Raw genomic sequence first — 22546 nt, forward strand, 5'->3', positions numbered from 1 at the left:
TCAAATTCGTATGTCTGTGCCGCAATCACCCGCTTTGTCCCCCATAGAACCCCGTCTGCAGCGCTGGCTGAGCAGAGGGGTTCAGCTGTTTTTGTGGGGCTTGCTGGTCACAGGTCTGGTGCTGGGCATGACCTGGGCTGGCTTGCATTTTTGGATTGTGCCGCGAATCGACGAATACCGCCCCGCGATGGAACGGCTTGCCCGTCAATCCCTGGGTATACCGGTTCGAATCGGTGCTGTGAGCGCCCAAAGCACGGGCTGGGTGCCGTCTTTTGAACTGCGTGACATCGAATTGCTCGACAAAGAAAACCTGCCAGCGGTGCTTTTGCCCAAGGTGACCGTGGCACTGAGCTTGCGCTCGGCCCTGCTTTGGCAGCTGGACCAACTGGTGCTGGATGCCCCCGAGCTGGACGTTCGGCGAACGCCCGATGGGCTTTGGCAAGTGGGCGGCATGACTTGGGGGCCGACCCTGCAGGCCGATTCGGCCGCCGCAGACTGGCTTTTTTCTCAACGCGAACTCATTGTGCGGGCGGGCGTGCTGCGCTGGCATGTGTCGGATGTCACCGACACCCCAGCAACATCCAGCCCTCCTGTCGTTTTGAAAGAGATGGATCTGGTCATCCGCAACTCGTCTCGGGCACACAGCCTGCGTGTCGATGCGACACCACCAAGCGCATGGGGTGAACGCTTTGTTCTGATGGGGCAATTCAAGCGCAAGGTTTTGTCAACACGTGCTGGCCGCTTTGCCGACTGGTCTGGGCAAACCTACGCTTTTTTCCCGCAGCTCGATCTGTCAGCCATGCGCACGGCGGTCCCTGCGGAATGGACAAATGACTGGGGCCAATTACAAGGGCAGGGCACCTTGAGGCTTTGGGCCGATGTGGACAAAGGACAGTGGCAGGGGGCCACGACCGACGTGAGCTTGGTGGGACTGCAAGCCCGATTGAGTGATCAAGGTTTACCCTTGGCTTTTGAGCGCTTGTCTGGGCGCTTTGGCATTCAGGTTCACAAAGAAGGTTTTCTGGCCAACACACAAGGCCTGTCTTTCGTGAACGATGAAGGCTTGCTCTGGCCAAGTGGCAATGTCTCGCTGGACTACACCCAAGCCCAAGGATCACGTCCCGCACAAGGGGTTTTGCAGGCCGATCAACTGGACTTGCACGCACTGCGTGAGATGGCCCTGCGCTTGCCACAGGCCTCTGCCATCCACCCGGCTTTCCAAGCGCGCGATCTGTCGGGCTTGGTCTCGCAACTGCACTTGCGCTGGCAGGGTCAATGGCCCCACCCTGAAACCTACGAAGCCAAAGCCAGCATCCAAGGGCTGCGCTGGCAGCCCGATGCGCAGGGCGTGGTGGGCATGCCCACCACGCTGTGGGGCAAATTACCCGGCGTCCGCGGTGCCGATGTCAACCTGGAGGTGCGACACGATGGTGGGCAGATGGATGTCCGCATGGGCGATAAAAGCGCCGTGTGGCTGCCCGGCGTGCTGTCACCCGCAGAGGTGCCCCTGCAAAACTTGCAGGCCAATGCGCGTTGGACACGCCTGTCTCGCCCAGAAGGTCCTGTTTGGCAAGTGCCCGCCTGGACACTGAAAATGGCCAATGCCGACCTGCAAGGTGAATGGCGCGGCCAATGGCAAAGCACAAACCACGGTCCTGGCGCGTTGACGCTGGACGGCAAATTGACCACCGTGAACGCCTCAACGGTTCACCGGTATTTGCCACTCGCACTGCCCGCTTCTGTGCGGGAATACCTGCGAGACGCCTTGGTCAAGGGCACTTATTCCGACGTCAACGTCAAGATCAAAGGCGACTTGACCAAGCTCCCGTTCAAAGACCCCAAAGACGGTGAATTCCGTTTTTCAGGGCGCATCAAAGACGTGTTGTTCGACATGGTGCCCCCAGGCTTGTTGCCCACGGGCGGCGCGCCGTGGCCACGGCTGAGCGACTTGCAAGGTCGACTGGTGTTCGACCGTGCAGGCATGCGCCTGAGCGAAGCCAGCGCACGCGCCGGCGAAGGGAGTCAGGCCGTCATGCTGACCGCCCCACTGGTTGAAATAGCGGACATGACCCAGCAAGCCCTGCTGCAAGTTCGGGCCGAAAGCAGCAGCAGTGCACCACAGGTTTTGGGGCTGATTCAAAAATCGGCATTGAACAACTTGCTTTCTGGCGTGCTGAGCGAAGCCCAAGTACGCGGAGACATGCAAACCCAGTTTGAATTGAATTTGCCCTTGCTCAACCTGCCACAAAGCAAAGTGCGGGGCAACGTGGTCTTCAAGGGCGTTGATTTGCGCATACAGCCCGAAACACCTTGGCTGGAAAAAATACAAGGCCAATTGCAGTTTCAAGAAACAGGCTTTGATCTGCGGCCATTGCAGGCCCAGCTGTGGGGTGGCCCTGTGTCTCTGGAGGGCGGCATGCGCCCGTCCAGCATCAAGCCCGCTTCGCCAGCGCGCATCGAATTTCAAGCCCGTGGCCGTGTTGGTGCCGAAGGCTTGCGAACCGCCAAAGAGTTTTACCCACTGGACTGGCTGGCTCTGCATGCCCAAGGCAACGCCAACTACACCGCACAACTGGCTTGGCGTGACGGAAAGCCTGATTTATCCATCAACAGCAACTTAGAGGGCATGGCGGTTCACCTGCCTGCACCGCTGGGCAAATCCGCGGCCAGCACACGGCCACTGAACATTGTTTTGCGGTCTCAAACGGAAAAGTCCGGGCCCCACGACCACATCCAAGTGACTTTGGCCGACACGGTGCGTGTGGCCTACCTGCGCAACTTGACGGGCAAAGTACCTCAGGTGGTGCGCGGTGTTTGGGGCATTGGCATCCCAGCCCAGCAAATGCCAGCATGGCCCGATTCGGGTGTCTCGGCCCAAGTGGTGATGGACCAACTGAATGTGGACGAATGGCTGGCCCTGATGCCAGAGACCACCCATTTGCCCGCCAATGCAGCACCCGGCAAGTCGCTCAACTCCGCACCCGCCTGGCAAAGCTACCTGCCCAACCGCATGGGCCTCAAGGCCAACACGCTGACCGTGAACGACCGCAGCTTGCACAAGGTGACGGCCGGCGGCACCCGCGAAGGCGCACAATGGCGCGCCAACATCGAAGCCCAAGAGGTGTCAGGCCACATCGGCTTCCTGCAGTCGTACACCGGCCAAGCAGGCCAACTTTTTGCCCGCTTGAGCCGCTTGAATCTGCCGCCCGCAGAGGTCGCCGAAGTCGAAGCTTTGCTGGATGCACCACCCACGAAGCTGCCCGCACTTGACATCGTGATTGACGCGCTGGAACTGCGGGGCATTCCACTCGGCCGCGTGGAAATCGAGGCGGTCAACCCAGAGTCCAGCCCCATGCGTCAGCTGGCCGGTCCGGAATGGCAGCTTAAAAAGTTCAATGTGCTGTTGCCCGAGGCGCAGCTGAAAAGCACTGGTCGCTGGTTGGCCACCAAAGACGCCAATAACCGACGCAAAACCGAGATGAACTTTGTATTGGACATTCAAGATGCTGGCGCCTTGCTCAGCCGCTTGGGCACACCCGATGCCTTGCGAGGTGGGGTGGGACAAATGGCGGGCACAGTCAATTGGCAGGGCTCCCCATTGGCACTGGACTACCCCAGCATGAACGGACAGTTCGAAGTGCGCATGGGTCGTGGTCAATTTCTCAAAGCCGATGCGGGCGCTGCCAAGTTGCTGGGTGTGCTGAGCCTGCAAGCCTTGCCAAGACGCTTGTTGCTGGACTTCAGAGATGTGTTTGCCGAAGGTTTCGCCTTTGATTCTGTACGTGGCGATGTGGGCATCACCCAAGGCACCGCCCACACCAGCAACTTGCAAATCAAAGGCGTCAACGCCCTGGTCTTGCTGGACGGCCAAGCCAACATCGCGCAAGAAACGCAAAAACTCCGCGCCCAAATATTGCCCATGGTGGACACCAACACCACCTCTTTGCTGGCAGGCCTTGCATTGACCCCCGCCGTGGGGCTGACCGCCTTTGTCGCGCAATGGCTTTTGAAGAACCCCTTGTCTCGGGCCTCTAGCCAAGAATTCATCATTGACGGCAGTTGGGACAATCCCCGCGTCACCCGAATCAACAACCGCCCATGACGCCCAACACTCGGCTTCACTGGGCACGCGCCCTGCTTCAACGCAGCACCTCTTGGTGGCACGGCTTTGAAGAAGCTTTGCCCGGTGGGCGCGGCCGGCGCACCTTGTGGTTGGCCTTGATCACTTTGGTCATGGGGGTTTTGATCACCTTGGTCTGGTTGGCCGGACGTTACGAAGCCAGCCAACTGCAAGCCGAACTGGAGAGCGACACGACAGAGGCCGTGAGTGACTTGCGGCGTCAACTGGCACGCCAAACCCAAAGCCTGCAGGGCTTGCAGTCGAACACGCCGACCGAGACGTTCTGGAACACCGAGGCCCAAGCGCTGTTGCGTGAACACCGGGAGTGGCTGCGCATCGAATCGCGCGATCCCGAAATGAACCTCAAAAACCAGGTGGACACGCCCTTGCGCAAACCGATTTTCAAACGGGTCGCACGCACAGATTCGCTCAATGAAACCGTGCAAGCCTGTGCCAAAGCTCGCCGCATCAATGGCCCCAGTTACTCCAGCTCCTACTTTTTGCCACAAAACGATGGCATGGGTTTTGAGGTCATGGAAATGTGTTTGCCCCAAACGCAAGACGGTGTCTTGGTCGGCTTCACCATCGTGACCTATGGTTTGCAAGAGCTGATCAATGAGCTCTTGGGCGACAGCTTTGGCCGCCGCAACGAGATCTCGTTCACCGAACCCGATGGCACGCGCCTGGCCATTGCAGGCAGCCAAAGCCGCGGTCTGCGGGTGTTCACCTCACAGCAACTGGTCAACCTGCCCGGCAACACCTTGGTGCTGCGCATGGACGGGCGCAGGGGCGAAGCCAACATTTTTCCCAATGTCTTGACGGCTTTGGTCACCGCCATGTCCATCGCCTTGGTGACGGTCATCGTTTTACTCGTCAAAGACTCGCGGCGGCGCTTGAAAGCAGAGCGCGACTTGGCAGAGGCCCTGGCCTTTCGCAAAGCCATGGAAGACTCTTTGGTCACCGGTCTTCGGGCGCGTGACCTGGAGGGGCGCATCACTTATGTGAACCCGGCCTTTTGCCAGATGGTCGGCTTTGAGGCGGAGACACTGAACGGACGCAATGCGCCCATGCCGTATTGGCCACCCGAGATGGTCGACGAATACCGGCAACGTCAAGCCATCCGCTTGGCGGGCAATGTGCCGCCACGCGAAGGTTTTGAATCGGTCTTCATGCGCCAAGACGGCACACGGTTTCCGGTACTCATCATCGAGGCGCCTTTGATCAGCGTGCAAGGCGAGCAAACCGGCTGGATGGGCGCGGTGATTGACATCAGCGAGCAGCGCCGCATCGAAGAGGTGTCTCGCGCCAGCCAGGAGCGCCTACAGGCCACGGCCCGTTTGGCCACGGTGGGCGAAATGGCTTCTTTGCTCAGCCACGAGGTGAACCAACCTTTGGCGGCCATCGCCAGTTATGCCAATGGCTCTTTGAACCTGTTGCAAAACCCATCGGCCGTGCCACAAACCCTGGAGGATGTGCACATGGCGCTGCGCCGCATCGCCGAACAAGCCGACCGAGCAGGCCGGGTCATCAACAGCGTGCACGATTTTGTCCGCCGCCGCGATCAAGACCGTGAGCCCTTGCCACCGCACGCCTTGTTTGAGGCGGTATCGCCATTGGTCCAACTGCAAGCGCGCAAACTGCGGGTCACAGTGCACACCCAAATTGACCCTCAATTGCCCGACGTGATGTGCGACCGCACCATGGTGGAGCAAGTCTTGTTGAACCTGGCCCGCAACGGCATGCAAGCCATGGACAAGCCCGATTGCACAGACCGAAGGCTGCTCTTGAAAGCCCGTCGGGCGGCATCCAATGCCGAGCAAGCTTGGGTGGAGTTTTCGGTGACCGATGTGGGCGAAGGCATCAGCGACGAGGTGGCCAGCCAATTGTTCACCCCGTTTTTCACCACCAAAAGCGAAGGCATGGGCTTGGGCCTGAGCCTGTGCCGAACCGTGGTGGAGCAGCACGGCGGTCACTTGGAGTTTGAAACCCTGGCGCCCAAAGGCACGGTTTTCCGTTTCACCTTGCCCGTCAAGTCACGCTTGCATTTGGATAAGATCGCCGCATGAATTTCACCGACACGCCCACCGTTTTCATTGTGGACGACGACGCGAGCGTGCGCGAAGGCATGGCGTGGCTGCTGCGCACGCGGCGCTTGCTCAGCGAGACATTTGAGAGCGCCGAGTCTTTTTTGAGCATGCTGCAAAGCAAGCTTCAAGACACCGGCAACGGCCCTTCGGTCGGACAACACTGGTCTCAACAAGCGGCCTGTATTTTGCTGGACGTGCGCATGCCGGGCATGAGTGGCTTGGCCCTGTTTGAACAGCTGCTGATCAGCGGCGTGGCCCAAGCATGGCCGGTGATTTTTTTAACCGGTCATGCCGATGTGCCCACCGCAGTCGACAGCGTCAAGCGCGGGGCTTTTGACTTTTGTGAAAAGCCGTTTTCAGACAACGCCTTGGTCGACCGGGTCGAGCAAGCGCTGCATTTGTCTCAAACGCGTTTGACGACCCGCCAAGAGCAGCAACGCTTGCAGTCGCGTTTGCTCGAACTGACAGACCGTGAACGGGATGTGATGCACCTGGTGGTCGAAGGCCTGCCCAACAAACTCATTGCCGACCAGCTGGACATCAGCGTGCGCACGGTGGAGGTTCACCGTGCCCGTGTCTTTGACAAGATGGAAGTCAAATCGGCGGTGGAGCTGGCCAACTTGATGCGGAGCCTGTCGTGAAGAAGGCTCACGCCCCTGACCAGGCCCACCAGGCCGACTTGAAGCCAGGCCCCTTGAACCATCGCCGGCACCTGATGACCGGCTTGGGGCTGGCTTGGCTGAGCCAAATCACCGCTTGCTCTACGGCACCGGTTTCGCGGCCTGCCGAGCCTGCAGCGCCAAGCCCTGCGCAATACAACAAGGTGCGCAACGATTTGGCCCTGTTTGCCTTGTCTTTGCTCGACATGCCCTACCGTTCGGGCGGTCGCGGCCCGGCCACTGGCTTTGATTGCTCGGGCTTGGTGGCGCACATTTACCGCGAAGGGGGCGGCATCGCCGTCAAAGGCACCTCGGCCGAACTGGGGCGCAAATCCAGGCCCATTGACCGATCAGCGGTTTTGCCCGGAGATTTGGTTTTTTTCAACACCTTAGGGGCACGCCACTCGCATGTGGGGGTGTATGTGGGCGGCGGCCGCTTTGTGCATGCCAGCAACCCGCGCACGGGAGTTCGCTTGGATCACCTGAGCAACCGTTACTACGCGCAACGCTTTGAAGGGGCGCACAGCTTGCTGGAGTGAGCTTGCGCCGCACCTGCTCGGGGCCCTTGAAGGCTTGGGACCTTAAGGCTTCGGTCCTTCCGATGGCGGCGTCGGGGCTTCTGTTTCGGCCTCTGGCAATTCACCTTTGTTGCGGCCGGAAAACATGGTCCACCAGACAATACCCACCAAAATCACCAAGGCCAGCAAAGCCTCCAACAAGATCAGTCCCATGCACGCACCCCGTTTTTTGACTCACCGCCCGCGATGGATCGGCTTGTTTGTGGCCGCGATTGTAGGCAGCTTGGGCGCTTGCTCTGTCGCGCCTGTGCGGCATGCCCCTGAACCTGCAAGTCCATCGGTCCAAGCGCCCGCCCCCGCTGAGATCGCCAGCACTTTGCCCTCGCCCACTTTGCCCCCGCCCATCATGCGCGAACAAAGCCGCTGGGTTCCCGTTCCTTGGTCTGAACTACCAGGCCTGAACACCGACGCCATCCACGAAGCCTGGCCCGCTTGGCTGCAAAGCTGCCAACGACCTGGACCCACTTGGAAAGCCCTGTGCCCCGAGATCGCCCAACTGGCCAAAGCCCCGGTTGAACAGCAACGCCGTTGGGTGCGCGACAAGCTGCAGCCTTACCGGGTGGAGTCGCATGAGCAAAGCCAGCAAGGCTTGCTGACGGGTTATTACGAACCCGCCTTGATCGGTTCGCGCAAAGCCCAAGGCAACTTCAAAGTGCCCTTGTATGCGCCGCCTGCCCAATTGGGCCAACGCAAGCCTTGGTACACGCGGCAAGAGATCGACAACTTGCCCGCCGCCCGCACCGCCCTGCGCGGCAAAGAGCTGCTGTACCTGGCCGACCCGGTGGACGCGATGGTGCTGCACATCCAAGGCTCGGGCTTGGTGAATGTGACCGAGCCCGACGGCCGCCAGCGCTGGGTGCGCATGGCCTACGCCGCCACCAACGACCAACCCTACATCAGCATTGGCCGCTGGCTGCTGGACCGCAAGCTCATCACCGACGCCAGTTGGCCCGGCATCAAGGCCTGGATCGACCGAAACCCTTCGCGCGTCAATGAACTGCTTTGGCAAAACCCGCGTGTGGTGTTCTTCCGCGAAGAAGCCTTGCCCGTGGGCACCACACCACCCGGCCCCAAAGGCGCACAAGGCGTGCCGCTCACGGCCGAGCGCTCCATTGCGGTGGACCGCCGCAGCATCCCCTATGGCACCCCGGTGTGGATGAAGTCCACCGGACCCCAAACCCATTTAGACCGCTTGGTGCTGGCCCAAGACACCGGCACCGCCATCGTGGGTGCGGTGCGGGCCGACTATTACGCAGGCTCCGGCCCGGCAGCGGGTGAATTGGCAGGGCGCCTCAAGCAACCCCTGCAAATGTGGGCCTTGTGGCCACGCTGAGCCGGATGCCTTTGACCTGCCGCCCCGGCTGCGCCGCTTGCTGCACCGCACCCTCTATCTCCTCGCCCATCCCCGGCATGCCGCAAGGCAAACCTGCGGGCGTGCCCTGCGTGCAACTCGACGATCAGTTGCGCTGCAAGATTTTTGAACAACTCGATCGGCCTGCGGTGTGCGGACAATTGCAAGCATCGGTGGAGATGTGCGGGGCTCTGGCCGATGGCGGCGTGCATGCACGCGCTTGGTTGATGCGGCTGGAAGATTTGACGAAGCCTGACTCGTGAACGACCGATAAAGTCACCAACACGTCATTCAAGCTCACCTGCAGCGGCTAAGCTGAACACCTTTTGCTGACCCCCCGGAGCACGGCCATGGCGTTTGAGATTCCTTCTTTGAAAGACAGCGTTCACCCCGATGAATGGCAGCTGCGGCTGGACTTGGCTGCGTGTTACCGGCTGGTGGCGCTGTACGGCTGGAGCGATCTGGTGTTCACCCACATCAGCGCCAAACTGCCCGAGTCGGTGGCGGGCGATGACCATCAGTTTTTGATCAACCCCTACGGCCTGATGTTTGACGAGATCACCGCGTCCAGCTTGGTCAAGGTGGACATGGCGTGCAACAAGTTGCACGACAGCCCTTTTCCGGTCAACCCGGCGGGCTTTGTGATCCACAGCGCGGTGCATGAGGCGCGGCCCGATGCCGGTTGTGTGTTGCACACCCACACGCGCGCTGGCGTGGCGGTGAGCGCGCAGGCGCACGGCGTGCTGCCCATCAGCCAGCAAAGCACCTTTGTGCTGGCCTCGCTGGCCTACCATGGCTACGAGGGCGTGGCCATTCACGACGAAGAAAAGCTCCGCCTGCAGGCCGACTTAGGCTCGGCCAATTTCTTGATGTTACGCAACCACGGCTTGCTCACCGTGGGCAAAACCATTGCCGACGCGTTCTTGTCGATGTACACCTTTGAGAACACCTGCCGCATCCAGGTGGATGCGCTGGCAGGCCAAGCGGGCCCCAAAGACCTGACGGCTGTGGACCCTCAAATTTTGAACGGCGTGGCCAACGCCATGCGGGTGCAAACCGGTGGTTTGGGCGGCGCGTTTGTTTGGCCTTCGCTGCTGCGCAAGCTGCAACGCGAAAGCCCCGATTACACCCATTAAGGACCCCATGCGCTCTTTGTTTGAACCCTGCCAGGTGGGCAGCATCACTTTGGCCTCACGCATCGTGATGGCCCCGCTCACACGCAACCGAGCACCCGGCTCGCTGGCCAACGCCCGCATGGCCACCTATTACCGCCAACGCGCCAACCCGGTCACGGGGGCGGGCCTGATCGTCACCGAGGCCACGGCCATCAGCCACCAAGGCCAGGGCTACGCCGATGTACCCGGCATCTGGAGCGCAGAGCAAGTGGCCGCGTGGAAGCAAGTGACCGATGCGGTGCACACCGAAGGCGGCAAGATCGTGATGCAGCTGTGGCATGTGGGCCGCGTCTCGCACACCAGCTTGCAGCCGGGTGGCGCTGCGCCTGTGGCGCCATCGGCCCTGACGACTGCAACGAAAACAGTGCTGCTGTTAGACGGCCAAGCCAAATTTGTGCCCGTGTCCGAGCCGCGTGCGCTCGACGCCGCCGCGCTGCCAGGCATCGTGCAAGACTACCGCCGCGCAGCGGCCAACGCGATTGCCGCCGGGTTTGATGGCGTAGAAGTGCACGCGGCCAATGGCTATTTGATTGACCAGTTTTTGCGCAGCAGCAGCAACCATCGCACTGACGCGTATGGCGGCTCGGTCGAGAACCGCGCCCGCTTTTTGCAAGAGGTGATGCAAGCCATCGTGGCCGAGATCGGTGGCGCACGCACGGGCATCCGCATCTCGCCCGTCACACCCGCCAACGGGGTGAGCGACGAACAGCCTCAGCCCTTGTTTGAGCATGTGGCACGTTTGCTGGCCCCAATGGGTTTGGCTTTTGTGCATGTGATCGAAGGCTCCACAGGTGCAGCACGCGACCACCAGCAGGGCGACAAGCCGTTTGACTACGCCGCTTTTCGCCAAGCCTACACCCAAGCGGGCGGGCGCGGCGCATGGATGCTGAACAACGGCTACGACCTGAGCTTGGCCGCTGAGTCTCTGGCCGGCGGTGCGGACCTGATCGCCTTTGGTCGCCCTTTCATTGCCAACCCCGACTTGGGCGCACGCCTGCGCCAAGGCGGCCCCTTCAACACGCCCGACCGCGCCACTTTTTACGGCGGTGGTGATGCGGGATACACCGACTACCCGTTTTTGCCGCTGGCTTGAGGCCAACCAGCGCTCAGGGCTTCCAGCGCTTGAGCAGCAGTGCATTGGCCATGACACTGACCGAGCTGAGCGCCATGGCCGCGCCCGCCATCATGGGGTTGAGGTAACCCAAGGCGGCCAGAGGAATGCCCGCCACGTTGTAGGCAAAGGCCCAAAACAGGTTCTGCCGGATCTTGGCCACGGTGCGGGCCGAGATATCAAGCGCAGCGCCCACCAGGGCCAGATCGCCGCGCATGAGGGTGATACCGGCCGCGTGCATGGCCACATCGGTGCCGTTGCCCATGGCCAGGCCCACATCGGCGGCGGCCAAAGCGGGCGCATCGTTCACCCCATCACCCACCATGGCCACCACTTGGCCACCCGCACGCAGTTTTTGCACCTGCGCCGATTTGTCGCCGGGCATCACATCGGCCAGCACTTCCCCCGCTTCGGGGCGCAAGCCCAAGCGGCGCGCCATGGCTTGTGCGGCGGCCTGGTTGTCGCCCGAAATCATCACTAGGTTCAGGCCGCGATCGCGCAACGCGGTCAAGGCTTGTGCAGCGCCTGCTTTGGGCTCGTCGCCAAAACCCATGAGCAGCAGGGCGTGCAGACCTGCATCGGTGCGCTCGGCCAAGGCCGAGAGGCTGGCGCCTTGCGCCCGCAAGGCCTCGATGTCTGTTTGCCAACCGCCGATGTCCAACCCTTCTTCTTGCAGCCAACGCAAACTGCCCAGCATCAACTGCTTGCCGTCCACCTTGGCCAACACGCCTTTGCCGGGCACGGCCTGCAGGTCTTGCGCGGTGGGACCTGACAGGCTCTGCTTTTCTGCGGCGCTCACCACCGCACGTGCCAAGGGGTGTTCACTGCCGCTTTGCACGCGTGCGGCCAAGGCCAACGCGTTTTGTGCGTCTTGACCAGGTGCAGGCACATGGGCCAGCAATCGCGGTTGGCCCACAGTGAGCGTGCCGGTTTTGTCAAAGGCCACGGTTTGCACGCGGTGCGCCAACTCCAGCGCTTGCACATCTTTGATCAAGATGCCGTGCTTGGCCGCCACACCCGTGCCCGCCATAATGGCCACGGGCGTGGCCAGGCCCAGGGCGCAAGGGCAGGCAATGACCAATACGGCCACTGCATGGATGAGTGCTGTTTCAAAGTCAGCCCCTGTTGCCATCCACGCACCCAAGGTGAGCAGGGCGATCACCAGCACCACGGGCACAAACACTTCGGCCACTTTGTCCACCAAGCGCTGAATGGGCGCCTTGGCCGCTTGGGCGTCTTCGACCAAGCGGATGATGTGTGAGAGCACGGTTTCGTGGCCCACCGCCGTGACGCGCATGCGCACACGCCCTTCGCCATTGATCGAGCCACCGGTCAAGGCCGCACCCGGCGCCTTGGCCACGGGCAAGGGTTCGCCAGTCAGCATGGATTCGTCCACCTGGGTTTGGCCTTCGACCAGTTCGCCGTCCAGCGGAAAACGCTCGCCGGGCCGCACCATGATCCGGTCGCCCACCAGGATTTCGTCCACAGGCACATCGACCTCGCCCTCTTCGCCCACCCAATGGGCTTTGTCCGGGCGCAAGGCATGCAAGGCGCGAATTGCCTCGGTGGTCTGGCGCTTGGCACGCGTCTCCAGCCATTTGCCCAGCATCACCAAGGTGATGACCACGGCCGAGCCTTCAAAGTACAGGTGAGGCGTGTGCCCGGCGTGTGCCGTGAGCCACAACCAAACCGACAAGGCCCAGCCTGCGGTGGTGCCCAAGGCCACCAGCAAATCCATGTTGCCCGTGAGCGCCTTCAGGGCATGCCAGCCGGCTTTGTAAAAGCGTGCTCCCAACACAAACTGAACCGGCGTGGCCAGCGCAAATTGCACCCAAGCGGGCAGCATCCAATGCTGACCCCACAGCTCGGCCAGCATGGGCATGACCAAGGGCGTGGTCAGCAGCAGGCCCACACCGACCGGCATGAAGCCTGCCCAGGAAGATTCACGGCTTGCATTGGCTTGTGCTTCAGGGGTGAGGGGCTCATAACCCGCATCGCGTACCGCGCGACGCAGCCGTGCGTCGGTCACATCATTGGACGCCACTTCGATGCGGGCCGATTCGGTGGCGAGGTTGACCGTGGCGCTGAGCACACCGGGTGTTTTTTTGAGGGCTTTTTCGACCCGCGCCACACAAGTAGCGCAAGTCATGCCGCCGATGCCGATGTCGTAGGTGATGGGAGGCTCAATCTTGATCTGTGTCATGGCATGAAGTCCTTGATGGTCTATGCTCAGACCAGACCCCAAGGGGTCTTGTTCAGTTCATTGGAGAGGATGCATCATGAACCAAATTTTCAAGGTTGAGGGCATGACTTGCGGTCACTGCGAAAAAGCAGTCACCAAAGCTTTACTGGCTTTGGATGCACAGGCCAAGGTTGTGATCGACCGCACACAAGACACAGTGCAAGTGGATTCAGAAAAAACCCGCCAGGCTTTGGCCAACGCCATTGCCGATGAGGGTTACCGCGTGATCGCTTGAATTTATCAACCACCAAGGAGTTTCAGATGACTCAAAACATTGGCAACATTGAACGCATCGTTCGCATCGTCGGCGGTCTTGTCCTGATCGCACTGGCCGCTGCGGGCACTGTGGGTGTTTGGGGCTGGCTGGGCTTGGTGCCCTTGGCTACAGGCCTCAGCGGCTGGTGCCCGCCTTACAGCTTGTTGGGCATCAACACCTGCAAAAATAAAAACACCTGATCGCATGTCGCAAGATTCGCCGCCGTCCGAGCCTCCAGCAACTCCTGGGCGTTTGAACTTACCCGGCGTTTTGCCCATCGACGACAAGCAACCGCTGGTTTGGCTTTGTCAGGGCCTGAAAGACATTGGCCATTCACCTTGGCTGAGTTTGGCGCATGGCCTGGTCATGGCCATAGGAGGCGGCCTGATCGCTTGGCTGGCACATGACCGGTTTTGGCTGCTGGTCAGTGCGGTGTCCGGTTTTCTGGTCGTGGCACCTGTTTTGGCCACCAGCTTGTATGCCATGAGCAGGGCCATCGAAAGAAACGAGTCCGTCACTTTGCGTCTTTTGTTCAAAACTTGGACGCAATGGCAAACGCTGCAAAACGACGAAGCGGTGAGTTACTGGTGTTTGGTGCGTTTTGGTCTGTTGCTGGCTTTAGCGGGCACAGGCTGGGTTTTGACCTCTTCGGCCTTGATCACTTTGCTGGCTCCGGTGCCGATCCACACCCCCATGGATTTCATCCGCCATGTGGTCCTCAATCCTGACAGTTATTTGTTTGAGCTGTGGTTGATGCTGGGTGGCCTGATGGCCGCACCGGTTTTTGCATCCAGTGTGGTGGCCATACCCTTGTTGTTGGACCGCCAACTCAATACCTTGCAAGCTGTGCTGACGAGCTGGAAAGTGGTTCTGACCCATCCTATGCCCATGGTGCTGTGGGCGTTTTTGATCATGGGTTTGAGCATGGTGGGCATTTTGAGCTTTTTCATTGGCCTGATCGTGATCGTGCCCATGCTGGGCCATGCGTCCTGGCATGCCTACCGCCATCTGGTGGACACCCGTGATGTACCCGAACGCATACCCCGCCAGGAATCTGAGTGATGTGGCAGATCACAGAAGAGCAATTTGCTTGGTTTGGGCTGACCGTGGGTGTAACAGCTTTCATGCTGTACATGCTTTTCATCGTTTTGCAATTGGCTTGGGCGTCCAAAGCGGGCAAGTTTGGTACTTTTGTCATTTTTCTGGGGTTGGCTTTTGGCATGCTGGGCTTTGTTGCCAAAGGCATCATCCAATGGTGGCTTGACACCTGAATTCCGTGTTGAATAAAGCTGTGAATAAAAGAGCTGGAATTCATGACTTATCCACAACTTGATCTGTTTTCCAAATGTTGTTCATTTTTGCGCGACAGCACAAAACCAAACCCACACACATGTTTGAAAGCTCAACAAGTCTTTGTCAACATTGAAAAAAAGAAGCTTGTCCACAAAAGAAGCATCCCCCTACTACTACCACTATCTCAAGATATAAAACATTAAGAAGATAAGAACCAAGAAGTGCGCTGTTAAGATTTGTATCTTTCCAAACACCCAATCACCATGGCGAGCGTCAACGAAGATTCGACACTTCCCTGTTACGACATCAAGAGCGCTGAACTGTCTTTGGTGTCTTTGGTCCTCAAAACAACCGACATTCAAATGCTTGCTGCGGCCTTGGCTCAGCAATTGGGGGAAAGTCCAGGTTTTTTTGACCATGACCCCGTGGTGATCGATGTCACTTCTTTGGGTTTGACCGATGGTGCGTCTTTGGATCTGACAGATTTAACAGGCATTCTTCGTGGAAATGGTTTGGTGCCTGTGGCCATCAAAGGTGCCCAATCAGAGCTTTTGTCAATGGCCAAGGGTCTTGGCTTGGTGGATGGCTCCGATGCCCGTGTGCGCCGCTCTGTGAGCCTTGCAACGCCCCAAGAACAAGCTGTCGTCCACCAACCCAGCACCCCACAGCCGGAACCCCAACAAACGGCCTTGATCGTTGACAAACCTTTGCGTTCAGGACAACAGGTTTACGCCAAAGGCCGAGACCTGATTGTTTTGGCCATGGTCAATGCTGGTGCCGAGGTCATTGCCGATGGGCATATCCATGTTTATGGTGCCTTGCGTGGCAAAGCCATTGCGGGTGCGCGTGGCAATACACAAGCACAAATTTTTGCCCAGGTGATGGAGCCAGAATTGATTTCCATCGCGGGTGTTTACCGCACCAGCGAAAATGCGTTGCCCAAAGATGTCTTGGGTCAAGTGGCCCAGGTGTGTTTGCAATCTGGCCCCGATGGGGACAAATTGCTCATCACCCCTCTCAAGTCTTAATTTTTCAATCGAGTCCAAGAAAGTTTTTCCATGGCAAAAATCGTTGTTGTGACCTCAGGCAAAGGTGGTGTAGGTAAAACCACAACCAGCGCCAGTTTCGCTTCAGGCTTGGCCCTCAGAGGTTTCAAGACCGCTGTCATTGACTTTGATGTGGGTCTGCGCAATCTGGACCTGATCATGGGCTGTGAGCGTCGTGTGGTGTACGACCTGATCAATGTGATTCAGGGTGAAGCCAATTTGAACCAAGCCCTCATCAAAGACAAGCAGTGCGACAACCTGTTCGTCTTGGCGGCTTCGCAGACCCGTGACAAAGATGCACTGTCTCAAGAAGGTGTTGAGAAGGTCTTGAACGACCTGAGCAGCATGGGTTTTGAGTACATCGTGTGTGATTCACCTGCTGGTATTGAAACTGGTGCCCTGATGGCCATGCACTTTGCCGACGAGGCTTTGGTGGTGACCAACCCAGAAGTGTCTTCGGTTCGCGATTCGGACCGCATTTTGGGCATGTTGGGCAGCAAGACCAAGCGTGCCATTGAAGGCTCAGAGCCGATCAAAGAACATTTGCTGATCACCCGCTACAACCCCAACCGGGTGGAAGAAGGGCAGATGCTGTCGCTGCAAGACATCCAAGACATTTTGCGCATCAAGTTGCTGGGAGTGATTCCTGAAAGCGAAAACGTCTTGCAAGCCTCTAACCAAGGCACGCCCGCGATCCACATGGCCAACAGCGATGTGTCGGAGGCCTACAAAGATGTGATCGACCGTTTCTTGGGTGAAGACAAACCGATGCGCTTTACCGAAGCAGAAAAGCCTGGCTTCTTCAAACGTTTGTTTGGAGGCAAGTGAGCCATGTCCTTTCTTTCCTTCCTGTTGGGTGAAAAGAAGAAAACCGCCAGCGTCGCCAAAGAGCGCTTGCAAATCATCTTGGCCCATGAACGCAGTGGTCGAAACGTGGCCGAGCCTGATTATTTGCCGGACTTGCAACGCGAACTGGTGGCGGTGATCAGCAAGTACATCAAGATCAATCCCAACGACATCAAGGTTAATCTCGAGCGTCAGGACAACCTGGAAGTGTTGGAAGTCAAGATCGAGTTGCCCGATACCCGCTGAAGTTTGACCGCGTTTTTTTCAGCGTTCAAACTTTTTAAAATTGACCTCTTGGACCGCAAGAAAGCCACCTTTTCAGGTGGCTTTCTTTTGATCAACGTGTGCTCAATGAAGCCCACAAGGCCCGTGCTGCGCGGATGTTGCGCTCTTTGACATGGCCAAAACCCTTGATGGTTTCAGGGACACGGGCCACGTCCAGCGCATGCGCGTGGGTGCTGTCGGAGAGGTTTTCCAGCACCTGATCGATGTGCTGCATGTATTCACGGATCAAAGCGCGTTCGGTCACCCGTTCTTCGGTTTTGCCAAACACATCCAGCGCCGTGCCACGCAGGCCTTTGAGTTGGGCCAGCAACTTGAAGCCGGTCAGCATGGCCGGGCCAAACTTGCGTTTGACCAATTCACCTTTGTCATTGCGCTTGGACCACAGAGGCGGGGCTAAATGGTAGTTCACTGTGAAGTCGCCTTCGAAGTTGTCCTTGATGCGGTCTAAAAAACTGGTTTGGGTGTGCAGCCGTGCAACTTCATATTCGTCTTTGTAGGCCATCAACTTGTACAAATGGCGTGCGACGGTTTCAGCCAAGATGGTTTTGCCCAAAGGTGCCTCAGTGGCGCGCACACGTTCTACGATGCTTTGGTAGAGCTGGGCGTAAGTGGCGTTTTGGTAGTCCGTCAAACGTGCCATGCGGTTAGCCACAATGTCTTCCAGGCTGTCGCGTTTTTTGAAGTTGATGACCTGTACAGGAAGAATTTGTTGCATCAAGGCATCGAGCTGATGCGCGGCATGGCGCCCCCACTCAAAAGCCGCCAGATTGTTTTTGACCTGTACATCATTGAGTTCGATGGCACGCACCAAAGACTCTCGGTGCAAAGGCAGCCAGCCTTTTTGCCAAGCGTAGCCCAAGATCATGGGGTTGACGTAAATCGTGTCGCCCATGAGCTGCTTGGCCAAGGCGTCGGCGTCGAAGCTCCCCATGCCGTCCAAGCCCACTTGTGCGGTGATTTCGGCCACGCATTGTTCAGCCGGGTTTTGCCAGTTGCCGTTTTTCACAAACGCGGCGGTGGGTGTGCTGCTGCTGTTCATGGCCACACGGGTTCGGCCTGCGCGCATGCGCAAGGTGGTTTCCTTGGAGGCGCTGACGATGGGGTCGCAGCCAATGATCAAGTCAGCTGCGGCCATGCTCACGCGGGTGGTGCGGATCTCGTTTTGCGTGTTGGCGATCAGGATGTGGCTCCAGGTGGCGCCACCTTTTTGGGCCAGGCCCGCCGAGTCTTGCGTGACGATGCCTTTGCCTTCCATGTGGGCGGCCATGCCCAGCAATTGCCCGATGGTGATGACGCCCGTGCCGCCTACGCCCGCGACCACGGTGCCCCAAGGCTCGTGGATGGTAGGCAAAACTGGGTCGGGCAAAGCGCCCAAGCTGGCGGGGTTGATCGTGGTTCTGGTGGATGACGACTTCTTTTTGAAACTGCCGCCCTCCACCGTGACAAAGCTTGGACAAAAGCCTTTGAGACAGCTGGTGTCCTTGTTGCAGGTGCTTTGGTTGATGGTGCGCTTGCGGCCGAGTTCAGTCTCTAAAGGCTCTACCGACAAGCAGTTGGATTGCACGCCGCAGTCGCCACAGCCTTCGCACACTTCTTCGTTGATCATCACGCGCACGGCAGGGTCTACCATGGTGCCGCGCTTGCGGCGGCGGCGTTTTTCGGTGGCGCAGGTCTGGTCGTAAATGATGACGGTGGTGCCTTTGATCTCGCGCATTTCGCGTTGAATGCGGTCAAGTTCGTCGCGGTGGAACACGCGCACGCCCTCGGCCAAAGCGACACCCTCGTACTTCTCGGGTTCGTCGGTCACCACCACAATGCGCTGCGCGCCTTCGGCCTTCATGCTCATGGCGATTTGCACCACGCTGTGGCCTTCGGCACGCTCCCCTACGGGTTGGCCACCGGTCATCGCCACCGCGTCGTTGTACAAAATCTTGTAGGTGATGTTCACACCCGAAGCCACGCTTTGGCGAACGGCCAGAATGCCGCTGTGGAAATAAGTGCCGTCGCCGATGTTGGCAAAGATGTGCTGGTCGGTGGTAAAGGGTTGTTGGCCCGACCATGGAACGCCTTCACCCCCCATTTGGGTGAAGCCCACGGTGCTGCGGTCCATCCAGATGCTCATGAAGTGGCAGCCAATGCCCGCCATGGCACGAGAGCCGTCGGGCACCTTGGTGGAGGTGTTGTGCGGGCAGCCAGAACAGAACCAAGGTGTGCGTTCGGCAGCGGCGCCCAGTGTCAGGGTTTGCAGAGATTTTTCTTTGGCGTCCAACAAGGTCAGATGCGCGTCGATGCGGGCGGTGGTGTCAGCATCCACACCCAGCTTTTTCAGGCGCTTGGCAACAGCGCGCGCGATGATGGCGGGTGTCAGGTCGGCATTGGCCCGCAGCAGTGTTCGCTGGCTGGGGTTGGGCATGGACCATTCGCCGCCAGACACATCGCCCTCGGCTTCGTCGAACTTGCCCAAGATGTTCGGGCGCACATCGTCACGCCAGTTGTAGAGCTCTTCCTTGAGCTGGTATTCGATGACTTGCCGTTTTTCCTCGACCACCAAAATCTCGCGCAAGCCGGTGGCGAATTCGCGGGTGGTTTGTGCTTCAAGGGGCCAGACCACACCCACCTTGTGCAAACGGATGCCCAGGCGTTGGCAGGTGGCGTCATCGAGGCCGAGATCGAGCAAGGCTTGACGCGTGTCGTTGTATGCTTTGCCGCTGGCGATCAGGCCAAAGCGGTCATTCGGTCCTTGTATGACGTTGTGGTTGAGCTTGTTGGCACGGATGTAGGCCAAGGCCGCGTACCACTTGTAGTCAAATAACCGCGCTTCTTGTTCCAGCGCCGTGTCGGGCCAGCGGATGTGCACGCCACCGGGCGGCATGACAAATTCGGGCAAGACAATTTGCACGCGCTCGGGATCGATGTGGGCGGTGGCGCTGGACTCCACAATTTCCTGGATGGTCTTCATGCCCGACCAAATGCCGGCAAACCGGCTCAGAGCCAAGGCATGCAGGCCTTGGTCCAGGATGTCTTGCACACTGGCCGGAAAGAACACCGGCAACCCGCAGGCCTTGAAGATGTGGTCGCTCTGGTGCGCGGCGGTGGAGCTTTTGGCCACATGGTCGTCGCCCGCCACGGCCAGCACGCCGCCCCAAGGCGTGGTGCCTGCCATGTTGGCGTGCTTGAACACGTCTGAGCAGCGGTCCACGCCCGGGCCTTTGCCGTACCAGATGCCGAACACGCCGTCGAATTGGTTGGTGCCCGGCGGCGCAAAACCCAGCTGCTGTGTGCCCCACAAGGCGGTGGCCGCCAGCTCTTCGTTGACACCGGGCTGGAAGACGATGTGCTGGGCCTTCAGGTGGTCCTTGGCCTTCCACAGCGACTGGTCGTAACTGCCCAGAGGCGAGCCCCGGTAACCGCTGATGAAGCCGGCGGTGTTCTTGCCCTGCAATGCGTCGCGCTGGCGTTGCAGCATGGGGAGTTTGACCAGGGCTTGCACGCCGCTCATGAAAGCGCGACCCACATCGAGGCTGTACTTGTCGTCCAGCGTCACGGTTTCAAGCGCTTGGCGAATCGAATCGGGCAAGGGGGCGTTCATGGTCTGTCCTGCAACTGAGGTGGATGTCACAGTGTAGGGCGACATAGCCGACAAGTGCTTGCTTTGTGTGACAGGATTTGCCCTATGATTTGAAAGAATCTTGCTCAAGGAGGCTTGTTTTGGAAACATTGGACAAATTTGACTGGGCCATCTTGAACGAACTGCAACGTGATGGGCGCCTGACCAATGCGGAATTGGCGCAGCGCGTGGGCTTGTCGGCCGCACCGTGCTGGCGGCGGGTGCGGGCGCTGGAAGAGTCGGGTGTCATCCAGGGCTACCGCGCCGAGATCAACCGCCAGAAAGTGGGCCTGGATGTGTTCGCGTTTGTTCGGCTGGATGCCGAGCGCAACCGGGGCGATGTGACCCGTCAATTGGAAGAGGCGATTCGCAAAATCCCCGAGGTGGTTTCGTGCCACTACATCAGCGGAACCGGGACCTTTGAGTTGCAAGTGGTCAGCAAAGACCTGAACACCTTCAGCCAGTTCGCCCGCAATGTGTTGCTCAACCTGCCCAATGTGAAAGACCTGCACACCAGCTTTTCGATGGGTGAGGTCAAGGTCGCAGGGGCCTTGCCCTTGCTGGAGGGGACCAATTAACTTTTTCAATAGCGGTCCGCCCCACGCAGGCCCTTTGGCGCATCCGTCGTCAGCGCCAGCATTTCATGCAGCCGGCTTTCAGTCGATGGTCGCGCCGGAGTCTTTGACGATCCTGGCCCAGCGGGGCAGGTCGTCACGCACCAGCTGGGCGAACTGCTCAGGCGTGGATTTGAAGGCTTCGCAGCCCACACCGGCCAGGCGATCCTGCACCTCCTTCGAGTCAAGAGCCTTGGTGATTTCTGCGTTGAGCTGGTTGATGATCGCCCTGGGCGTTCCTGTCGGAGCAAACACGCCGTACCAAGGGGTGGCGCCAAAGTCCCTCAGGGTCTCGCCAATGGTGGGGGCGTCCGGCAGCACGGGCAGGCGCTTGGGGTTGACCACACCGAGGACCTTCATCCTGCCGGAGCGGATGAACGCGATTGAAGAAGGCAAGCTCTGCACCGAGACTTGCACTTGCCCGGCGACCAGGTCGGTGGCGGCTGCTGCGGCCCCCTTGTAGGGCACATGGGTCAAGTCGATGCCGGTGGCTTTGCCCAGCATTTCGCCGATCAGGTGGTTGAGGGTGCCATTGCCAGCCGATCCAATGTTGATCTTGCCTGGTTGCTGTTTGGCCAGTGCGACCAGTTCGGCGGTGTTCTTGGCGGGAAAGCTCGGGTGGGCCACCAACACATAGCCGGCCGTGGCGACGCTGCCCACCGGCTCGAAGTCCTTGACCGGGTCGAAACCGGTGCTCTTGTACAGCGCTGGATTGATGACCATCGCGCTGTCTGCGGTCAGCAGCAAGGTGTAGCCATCCGGGCGGGTCTTGGCGGCTGCTGCTGTGCCCACGTTGCCCCCGGCGCCGGTGCGGTTTTCCACCACAAAGGACTGGCCTGTCTGCTCGGAGAGCCTTTGCGCAATCACCCGCGCGATCGTGTCGTTGGCACCCCCGGCCGCCTGGGGCACGATGATGGTGACCGGCTTGGAGGGAAATTTGTCTTGCGCCAGCACGGGCGCGCTGGCGGCCATGCACAGGCCCAGGGCCAACAGGATTCTGCGTTGCAGGAACATGGGAGTCTCCTCATTGAATAAACGGAAGGGGGTGAGCAAACAGACGGAGGGTTGACGAAAACCAACTGTTTTTGACCTGCACAGAGTAGCAGAAAACACCTTTGGGGCGGCGAAGAACAACGTGCGCCGTGCGGTGCCGAGGGTCACCTGTTGAATGCGTGCAATGCATCAAGTGCCATGCCTTTGTGGGTGTTTTTTCGAGCGTTGACCGAGCGCCCCACCTGAAACACCCTGCCTGTAAAATGAGCAGCTTCAGCCGACC

The 22546-nt window shown here is 59.3% G+C and carries 20 protein-coding genes; 16 read left to right on the top strand and 4 right to left on the bottom strand.

The genetic code is table 11. The annotated features are described in order from the left end of the window. Positions 1 to 10 precede the first annotated feature (10 nt). The 4 genes from ABWQ00_RS03630 to ABWQ00_RS03645 are packed head-to-tail and all read left to right on the top strand — an operon-like array spanning position 11 to position 7405. Positions 11 to 4102 (top strand): YhdP family protein, encoded by a 4092-nt coding sequence (locus ABWQ00_RS03630; RefSeq protein WP_353237307.1) that lies wholly within the window; start codon positions 11 to 13, stop codon positions 4100 to 4102. Continuing rightward, a complete protein-coding gene (locus tag ABWQ00_RS03635; RefSeq protein WP_353237308.1) occupies positions 4099 to 6186 on the top strand; it encodes a two-component system sensor histidine kinase NtrB in 2088 nt (695 codons plus the stop codon). The genes ABWQ00_RS03630 and ABWQ00_RS03635 overlap by 4 nt, the downstream gene beginning before the upstream one ends. After that, positions 6183 to 6848: a response regulator transcription factor gene (locus tag ABWQ00_RS03640; protein WP_353237309.1), complete on the top strand. Its 666-nt coding sequence runs from the start codon at positions 6183 to 6185 to the stop codon at positions 6846 to 6848. The genes ABWQ00_RS03635 and ABWQ00_RS03640 overlap by 4 nt, the downstream gene beginning before the upstream one ends. Then, the gene (locus ABWQ00_RS03645) at positions 6845 to 7405 is read left to right on the top strand and encodes a C40 family peptidase (RefSeq protein ID WP_353237310.1); all 561 of its coding nucleotides are present in this window, start codon (positions 6845 to 6847) and stop codon (positions 7403 to 7405) included. The genes ABWQ00_RS03640 and ABWQ00_RS03645 overlap by 4 nt, the downstream gene beginning before the upstream one ends. A 42-nt stretch (positions 7406 to 7447) precedes the next feature. Here the strand turns inward: ABWQ00_RS03645 and ABWQ00_RS03650 are convergent, their stop codons facing one another. Further along, positions 7448 to 7597 (bottom strand): hypothetical protein, encoded by a 150-nt coding sequence (locus ABWQ00_RS03650; RefSeq protein ID WP_353237311.1) that lies wholly within the window; start codon positions 7595 to 7597, stop codon positions 7448 to 7450. On the opposite strand from ABWQ00_RS03650, the gene mltA reads away from it, so the two are divergent. The 4 genes from mltA to ABWQ00_RS03670 all read left to right on the top strand — a co-directional run bounded on the left by mltA (position 7596) and on the right by ABWQ00_RS03670 (position 11063). Then, positions 7596 to 8777 (top strand): murein transglycosylase A, encoded by a 1182-nt coding sequence (gene mltA / locus ABWQ00_RS03655; RefSeq protein ID WP_353237312.1) that lies wholly within the window; start codon positions 7596 to 7598, stop codon positions 8775 to 8777. The genes ABWQ00_RS03650 and mltA overlap by 2 nt on opposite strands. 5 nt (positions 8778 to 8782) lie before the next feature. Continuing rightward, the gene (locus ABWQ00_RS03660) at positions 8783 to 9058 is read left to right on the top strand and encodes a YkgJ family cysteine cluster protein (RefSeq protein ID WP_353237425.1); all 276 of its coding nucleotides are present in this window, start codon (positions 8783 to 8785) and stop codon (positions 9056 to 9058) included. Between the two features lie 87 nt (positions 9059 to 9145). Continuing rightward, positions 9146 to 9931: a class II aldolase/adducin family protein gene (locus tag ABWQ00_RS03665; protein ID WP_353237313.1), complete on the top strand. Its 786-nt coding sequence runs from the start codon at positions 9146 to 9148 to the stop codon at positions 9929 to 9931. Between the two features lie 7 nt (positions 9932 to 9938). After that, positions 9939 to 11063: an alkene reductase gene (locus ABWQ00_RS03670; RefSeq protein WP_353237314.1), complete on the top strand. Its 1125-nt coding sequence runs from the start codon at positions 9939 to 9941 to the stop codon at positions 11061 to 11063. Positions 11064 to 11076: 13 nt separating this feature from the next. Here the strand turns inward: ABWQ00_RS03670 and ABWQ00_RS03675 are convergent, their stop codons facing one another. Next, positions 11077 to 13284, bottom strand: a complete 2208-nt coding sequence (locus ABWQ00_RS03675) for a heavy metal translocating P-type ATPase (RefSeq protein ID WP_353237315.1) — start codon at positions 13282 to 13284, stop codon at positions 11077 to 11079. Between the two features lie 76 nt (positions 13285 to 13360). Here ABWQ00_RS03675 and ABWQ00_RS03680 point away from each other — a divergent pair, with 76 nt between their 5' ends. From ABWQ00_RS03680 to minE, 7 genes are all read left to right on the top strand, one after another. Next, complete coding sequence (locus ABWQ00_RS03680; RefSeq protein ID WP_353237316.1) at positions 13361 to 13558, top strand: heavy-metal-associated domain-containing protein; 198 nt, start codon at positions 13361 to 13363, stop codon at positions 13556 to 13558. Positions 13559 to 13584: 26 nt separating this feature from the next. Then, on the top strand, positions 13585 to 13779 hold the full coding sequence (locus ABWQ00_RS03685; RefSeq protein ID WP_353237317.1) for a YgaP family membrane protein: 195 nt from the start codon (positions 13585 to 13587) through the stop codon (positions 13777 to 13779). Positions 13780 to 13783: 4 nt separating this feature from the next. Beyond that, positions 13784 to 14641, top strand: a complete 858-nt coding sequence (locus ABWQ00_RS03690; RefSeq protein WP_353237318.1) for a DUF2189 domain-containing protein — start codon at positions 13784 to 13786, stop codon at positions 14639 to 14641. Further along, positions 14641 to 14850, top strand: a complete 210-nt coding sequence (locus tag ABWQ00_RS03695; RefSeq protein ID WP_353237319.1) for a DUF2788 domain-containing protein — start codon at positions 14641 to 14643, stop codon at positions 14848 to 14850. The genes ABWQ00_RS03690 and ABWQ00_RS03695 overlap by 1 nt, the downstream gene beginning before the upstream one ends. Before the next feature lie 285 nt (positions 14851 to 15135). Then, on the top strand, positions 15136 to 15900 hold the full coding sequence (gene minC, locus ABWQ00_RS03700) for a septum site-determining protein MinC (protein ID WP_353237320.1): 765 nt from the start codon (positions 15136 to 15138) through the stop codon (positions 15898 to 15900). 30 nt (positions 15901 to 15930) lie between these two features. Next, positions 15931 to 16746 carry a septum site-determining protein MinD gene (gene minD, locus ABWQ00_RS03705; RefSeq protein WP_353237321.1) on the top strand — a complete coding sequence of 272 codons (816 nt, stop codon included), beginning with the start codon at positions 15931 to 15933 and terminating at the stop codon, positions 16744 to 16746. A 3-nt stretch (positions 16747 to 16749) separates the two neighbouring features. Continuing rightward, positions 16750 to 17010 (top strand): cell division topological specificity factor MinE, encoded by a 261-nt coding sequence (gene minE, locus ABWQ00_RS03710; RefSeq protein WP_353237322.1) that lies wholly within the window; start codon positions 16750 to 16752, stop codon positions 17008 to 17010. Between the two features lie 91 nt (positions 17011 to 17101). On the opposite strand, the gene ABWQ00_RS03715 is transcribed toward minE, so the two are convergent. Next, entirely contained in the window at positions 17102 to 20638 is a 3537-nt protein-coding gene (locus ABWQ00_RS03715; protein ID WP_353237323.1) for an indolepyruvate ferredoxin oxidoreductase family protein, read from the bottom strand. Positions 20639 to 20757: 119 nt separating this feature from the next. Here ABWQ00_RS03715 and ABWQ00_RS03720 point away from each other — a divergent pair, with 119 nt between their 5' ends. Further along, positions 20758 to 21234 carry an Lrp/AsnC family transcriptional regulator gene (locus ABWQ00_RS03720; protein ID WP_353237324.1) on the top strand — a complete coding sequence of 159 codons (477 nt, stop codon included), beginning with the start codon at positions 20758 to 20760 and terminating at the stop codon, positions 21232 to 21234. A gap of 78 nt (positions 21235 to 21312) precedes the next feature. Here the strand turns inward: ABWQ00_RS03720 and ABWQ00_RS03725 are convergent, their stop codons facing one another. Continuing rightward, entirely contained in the window at positions 21313 to 22284 is a 972-nt protein-coding gene (locus tag ABWQ00_RS03725) for a Bug family tripartite tricarboxylate transporter substrate binding protein (protein ID WP_353237325.1), read from the bottom strand. Between the last annotated feature and the right edge of the window lie 262 nt (positions 22285 to 22546).

The organism is Limnohabitans sp. (genome assembly GCF_040400975.1).
Taxonomy (GTDB): Bacteria; Pseudomonadota; Gammaproteobacteria; order Burkholderiales; family Burkholderiaceae_C; genus Limnohabitans_A.

Excerpts from the sequence above, each read along its gene's own strand:
- ABWQ00_RS03630 (WP_353237307.1), top strand. The coding sequence starts at position 11 with ATGTCTGTGCCGCAATCACCCGCTTTGTCCCCCATAGAACCCCGTCTG.
- ABWQ00_RS03635 (WP_353237308.1), top strand. The coding sequence starts at position 4,099 with ATGACGCCCAACACTCGGCTTCACTGGGCACGCGCCCTGCTTCAACGC.
- ABWQ00_RS03640 (WP_353237309.1), top strand. The coding sequence starts at position 6,183 with ATGAATTTCACCGACACGCCCACCGTTTTCATTGTGGACGACGACGCG.
- mltA (WP_353237312.1), top strand. The coding sequence starts at position 7,596 with ATGCACGCACCCCGTTTTTTGACTCACCGCCCGCGATGGATCGGCTTG.
- ABWQ00_RS03650 (WP_353237311.1), bottom strand. The coding sequence starts at position 7,597 with ATGGGACTGATCTTGTTGGAGGCTTTGCTGGCCTTGGTGATTTTGGTG.
- ABWQ00_RS03660 (WP_353237425.1), top strand. The coding sequence starts at position 8,783 with ATGCCTTTGACCTGCCGCCCCGGCTGCGCCGCTTGCTGCACCGCACCC.
- ABWQ00_RS03665 (WP_353237313.1), top strand. The coding sequence starts at position 9,146 with ATGGCGTTTGAGATTCCTTCTTTGAAAGACAGCGTTCACCCCGATGAA.
- ABWQ00_RS03670 (WP_353237314.1), top strand. The coding sequence starts at position 9,939 with ATGCGCTCTTTGTTTGAACCCTGCCAGGTGGGCAGCATCACTTTGGCC.
- ABWQ00_RS03675 (WP_353237315.1), bottom strand. The coding sequence starts at position 13,284 with ATGACACAGATCAAGATTGAGCCTCCCATCACCTACGACATCGGCATC.
- ABWQ00_RS03680 (WP_353237316.1), top strand. The coding sequence starts at position 13,361 with ATGAACCAAATTTTCAAGGTTGAGGGCATGACTTGCGGTCACTGCGAA.
- ABWQ00_RS03685 (WP_353237317.1), top strand. The coding sequence starts at position 13,585 with ATGACTCAAAACATTGGCAACATTGAACGCATCGTTCGCATCGTCGGC.
- ABWQ00_RS03690 (WP_353237318.1), top strand. The coding sequence starts at position 13,784 with ATGTCGCAAGATTCGCCGCCGTCCGAGCCTCCAGCAACTCCTGGGCGT.
- ABWQ00_RS03695 (WP_353237319.1), top strand. The coding sequence starts at position 14,641 with ATGTGGCAGATCACAGAAGAGCAATTTGCTTGGTTTGGGCTGACCGTG.
- minC (WP_353237320.1), top strand. The coding sequence starts at position 15,136 with ATGGCGAGCGTCAACGAAGATTCGACACTTCCCTGTTACGACATCAAG.
- minD (WP_353237321.1), top strand. The coding sequence starts at position 15,931 with ATGGCAAAAATCGTTGTTGTGACCTCAGGCAAAGGTGGTGTAGGTAAA.
- minE (WP_353237322.1), top strand. The coding sequence starts at position 16,750 with ATGTCCTTTCTTTCCTTCCTGTTGGGTGAAAAGAAGAAAACCGCCAGC.
- ABWQ00_RS03715 (WP_353237323.1), bottom strand. The coding sequence starts at position 20,638 with ATGAACGCCCCCTTGCCCGATTCGATTCGCCAAGCGCTTGAAACCGTG.
- ABWQ00_RS03725 (WP_353237325.1), bottom strand. The coding sequence starts at position 22,284 with ATGTTCCTGCAACGCAGAATCCTGTTGGCCCTGGGCCTGTGCATGGCC.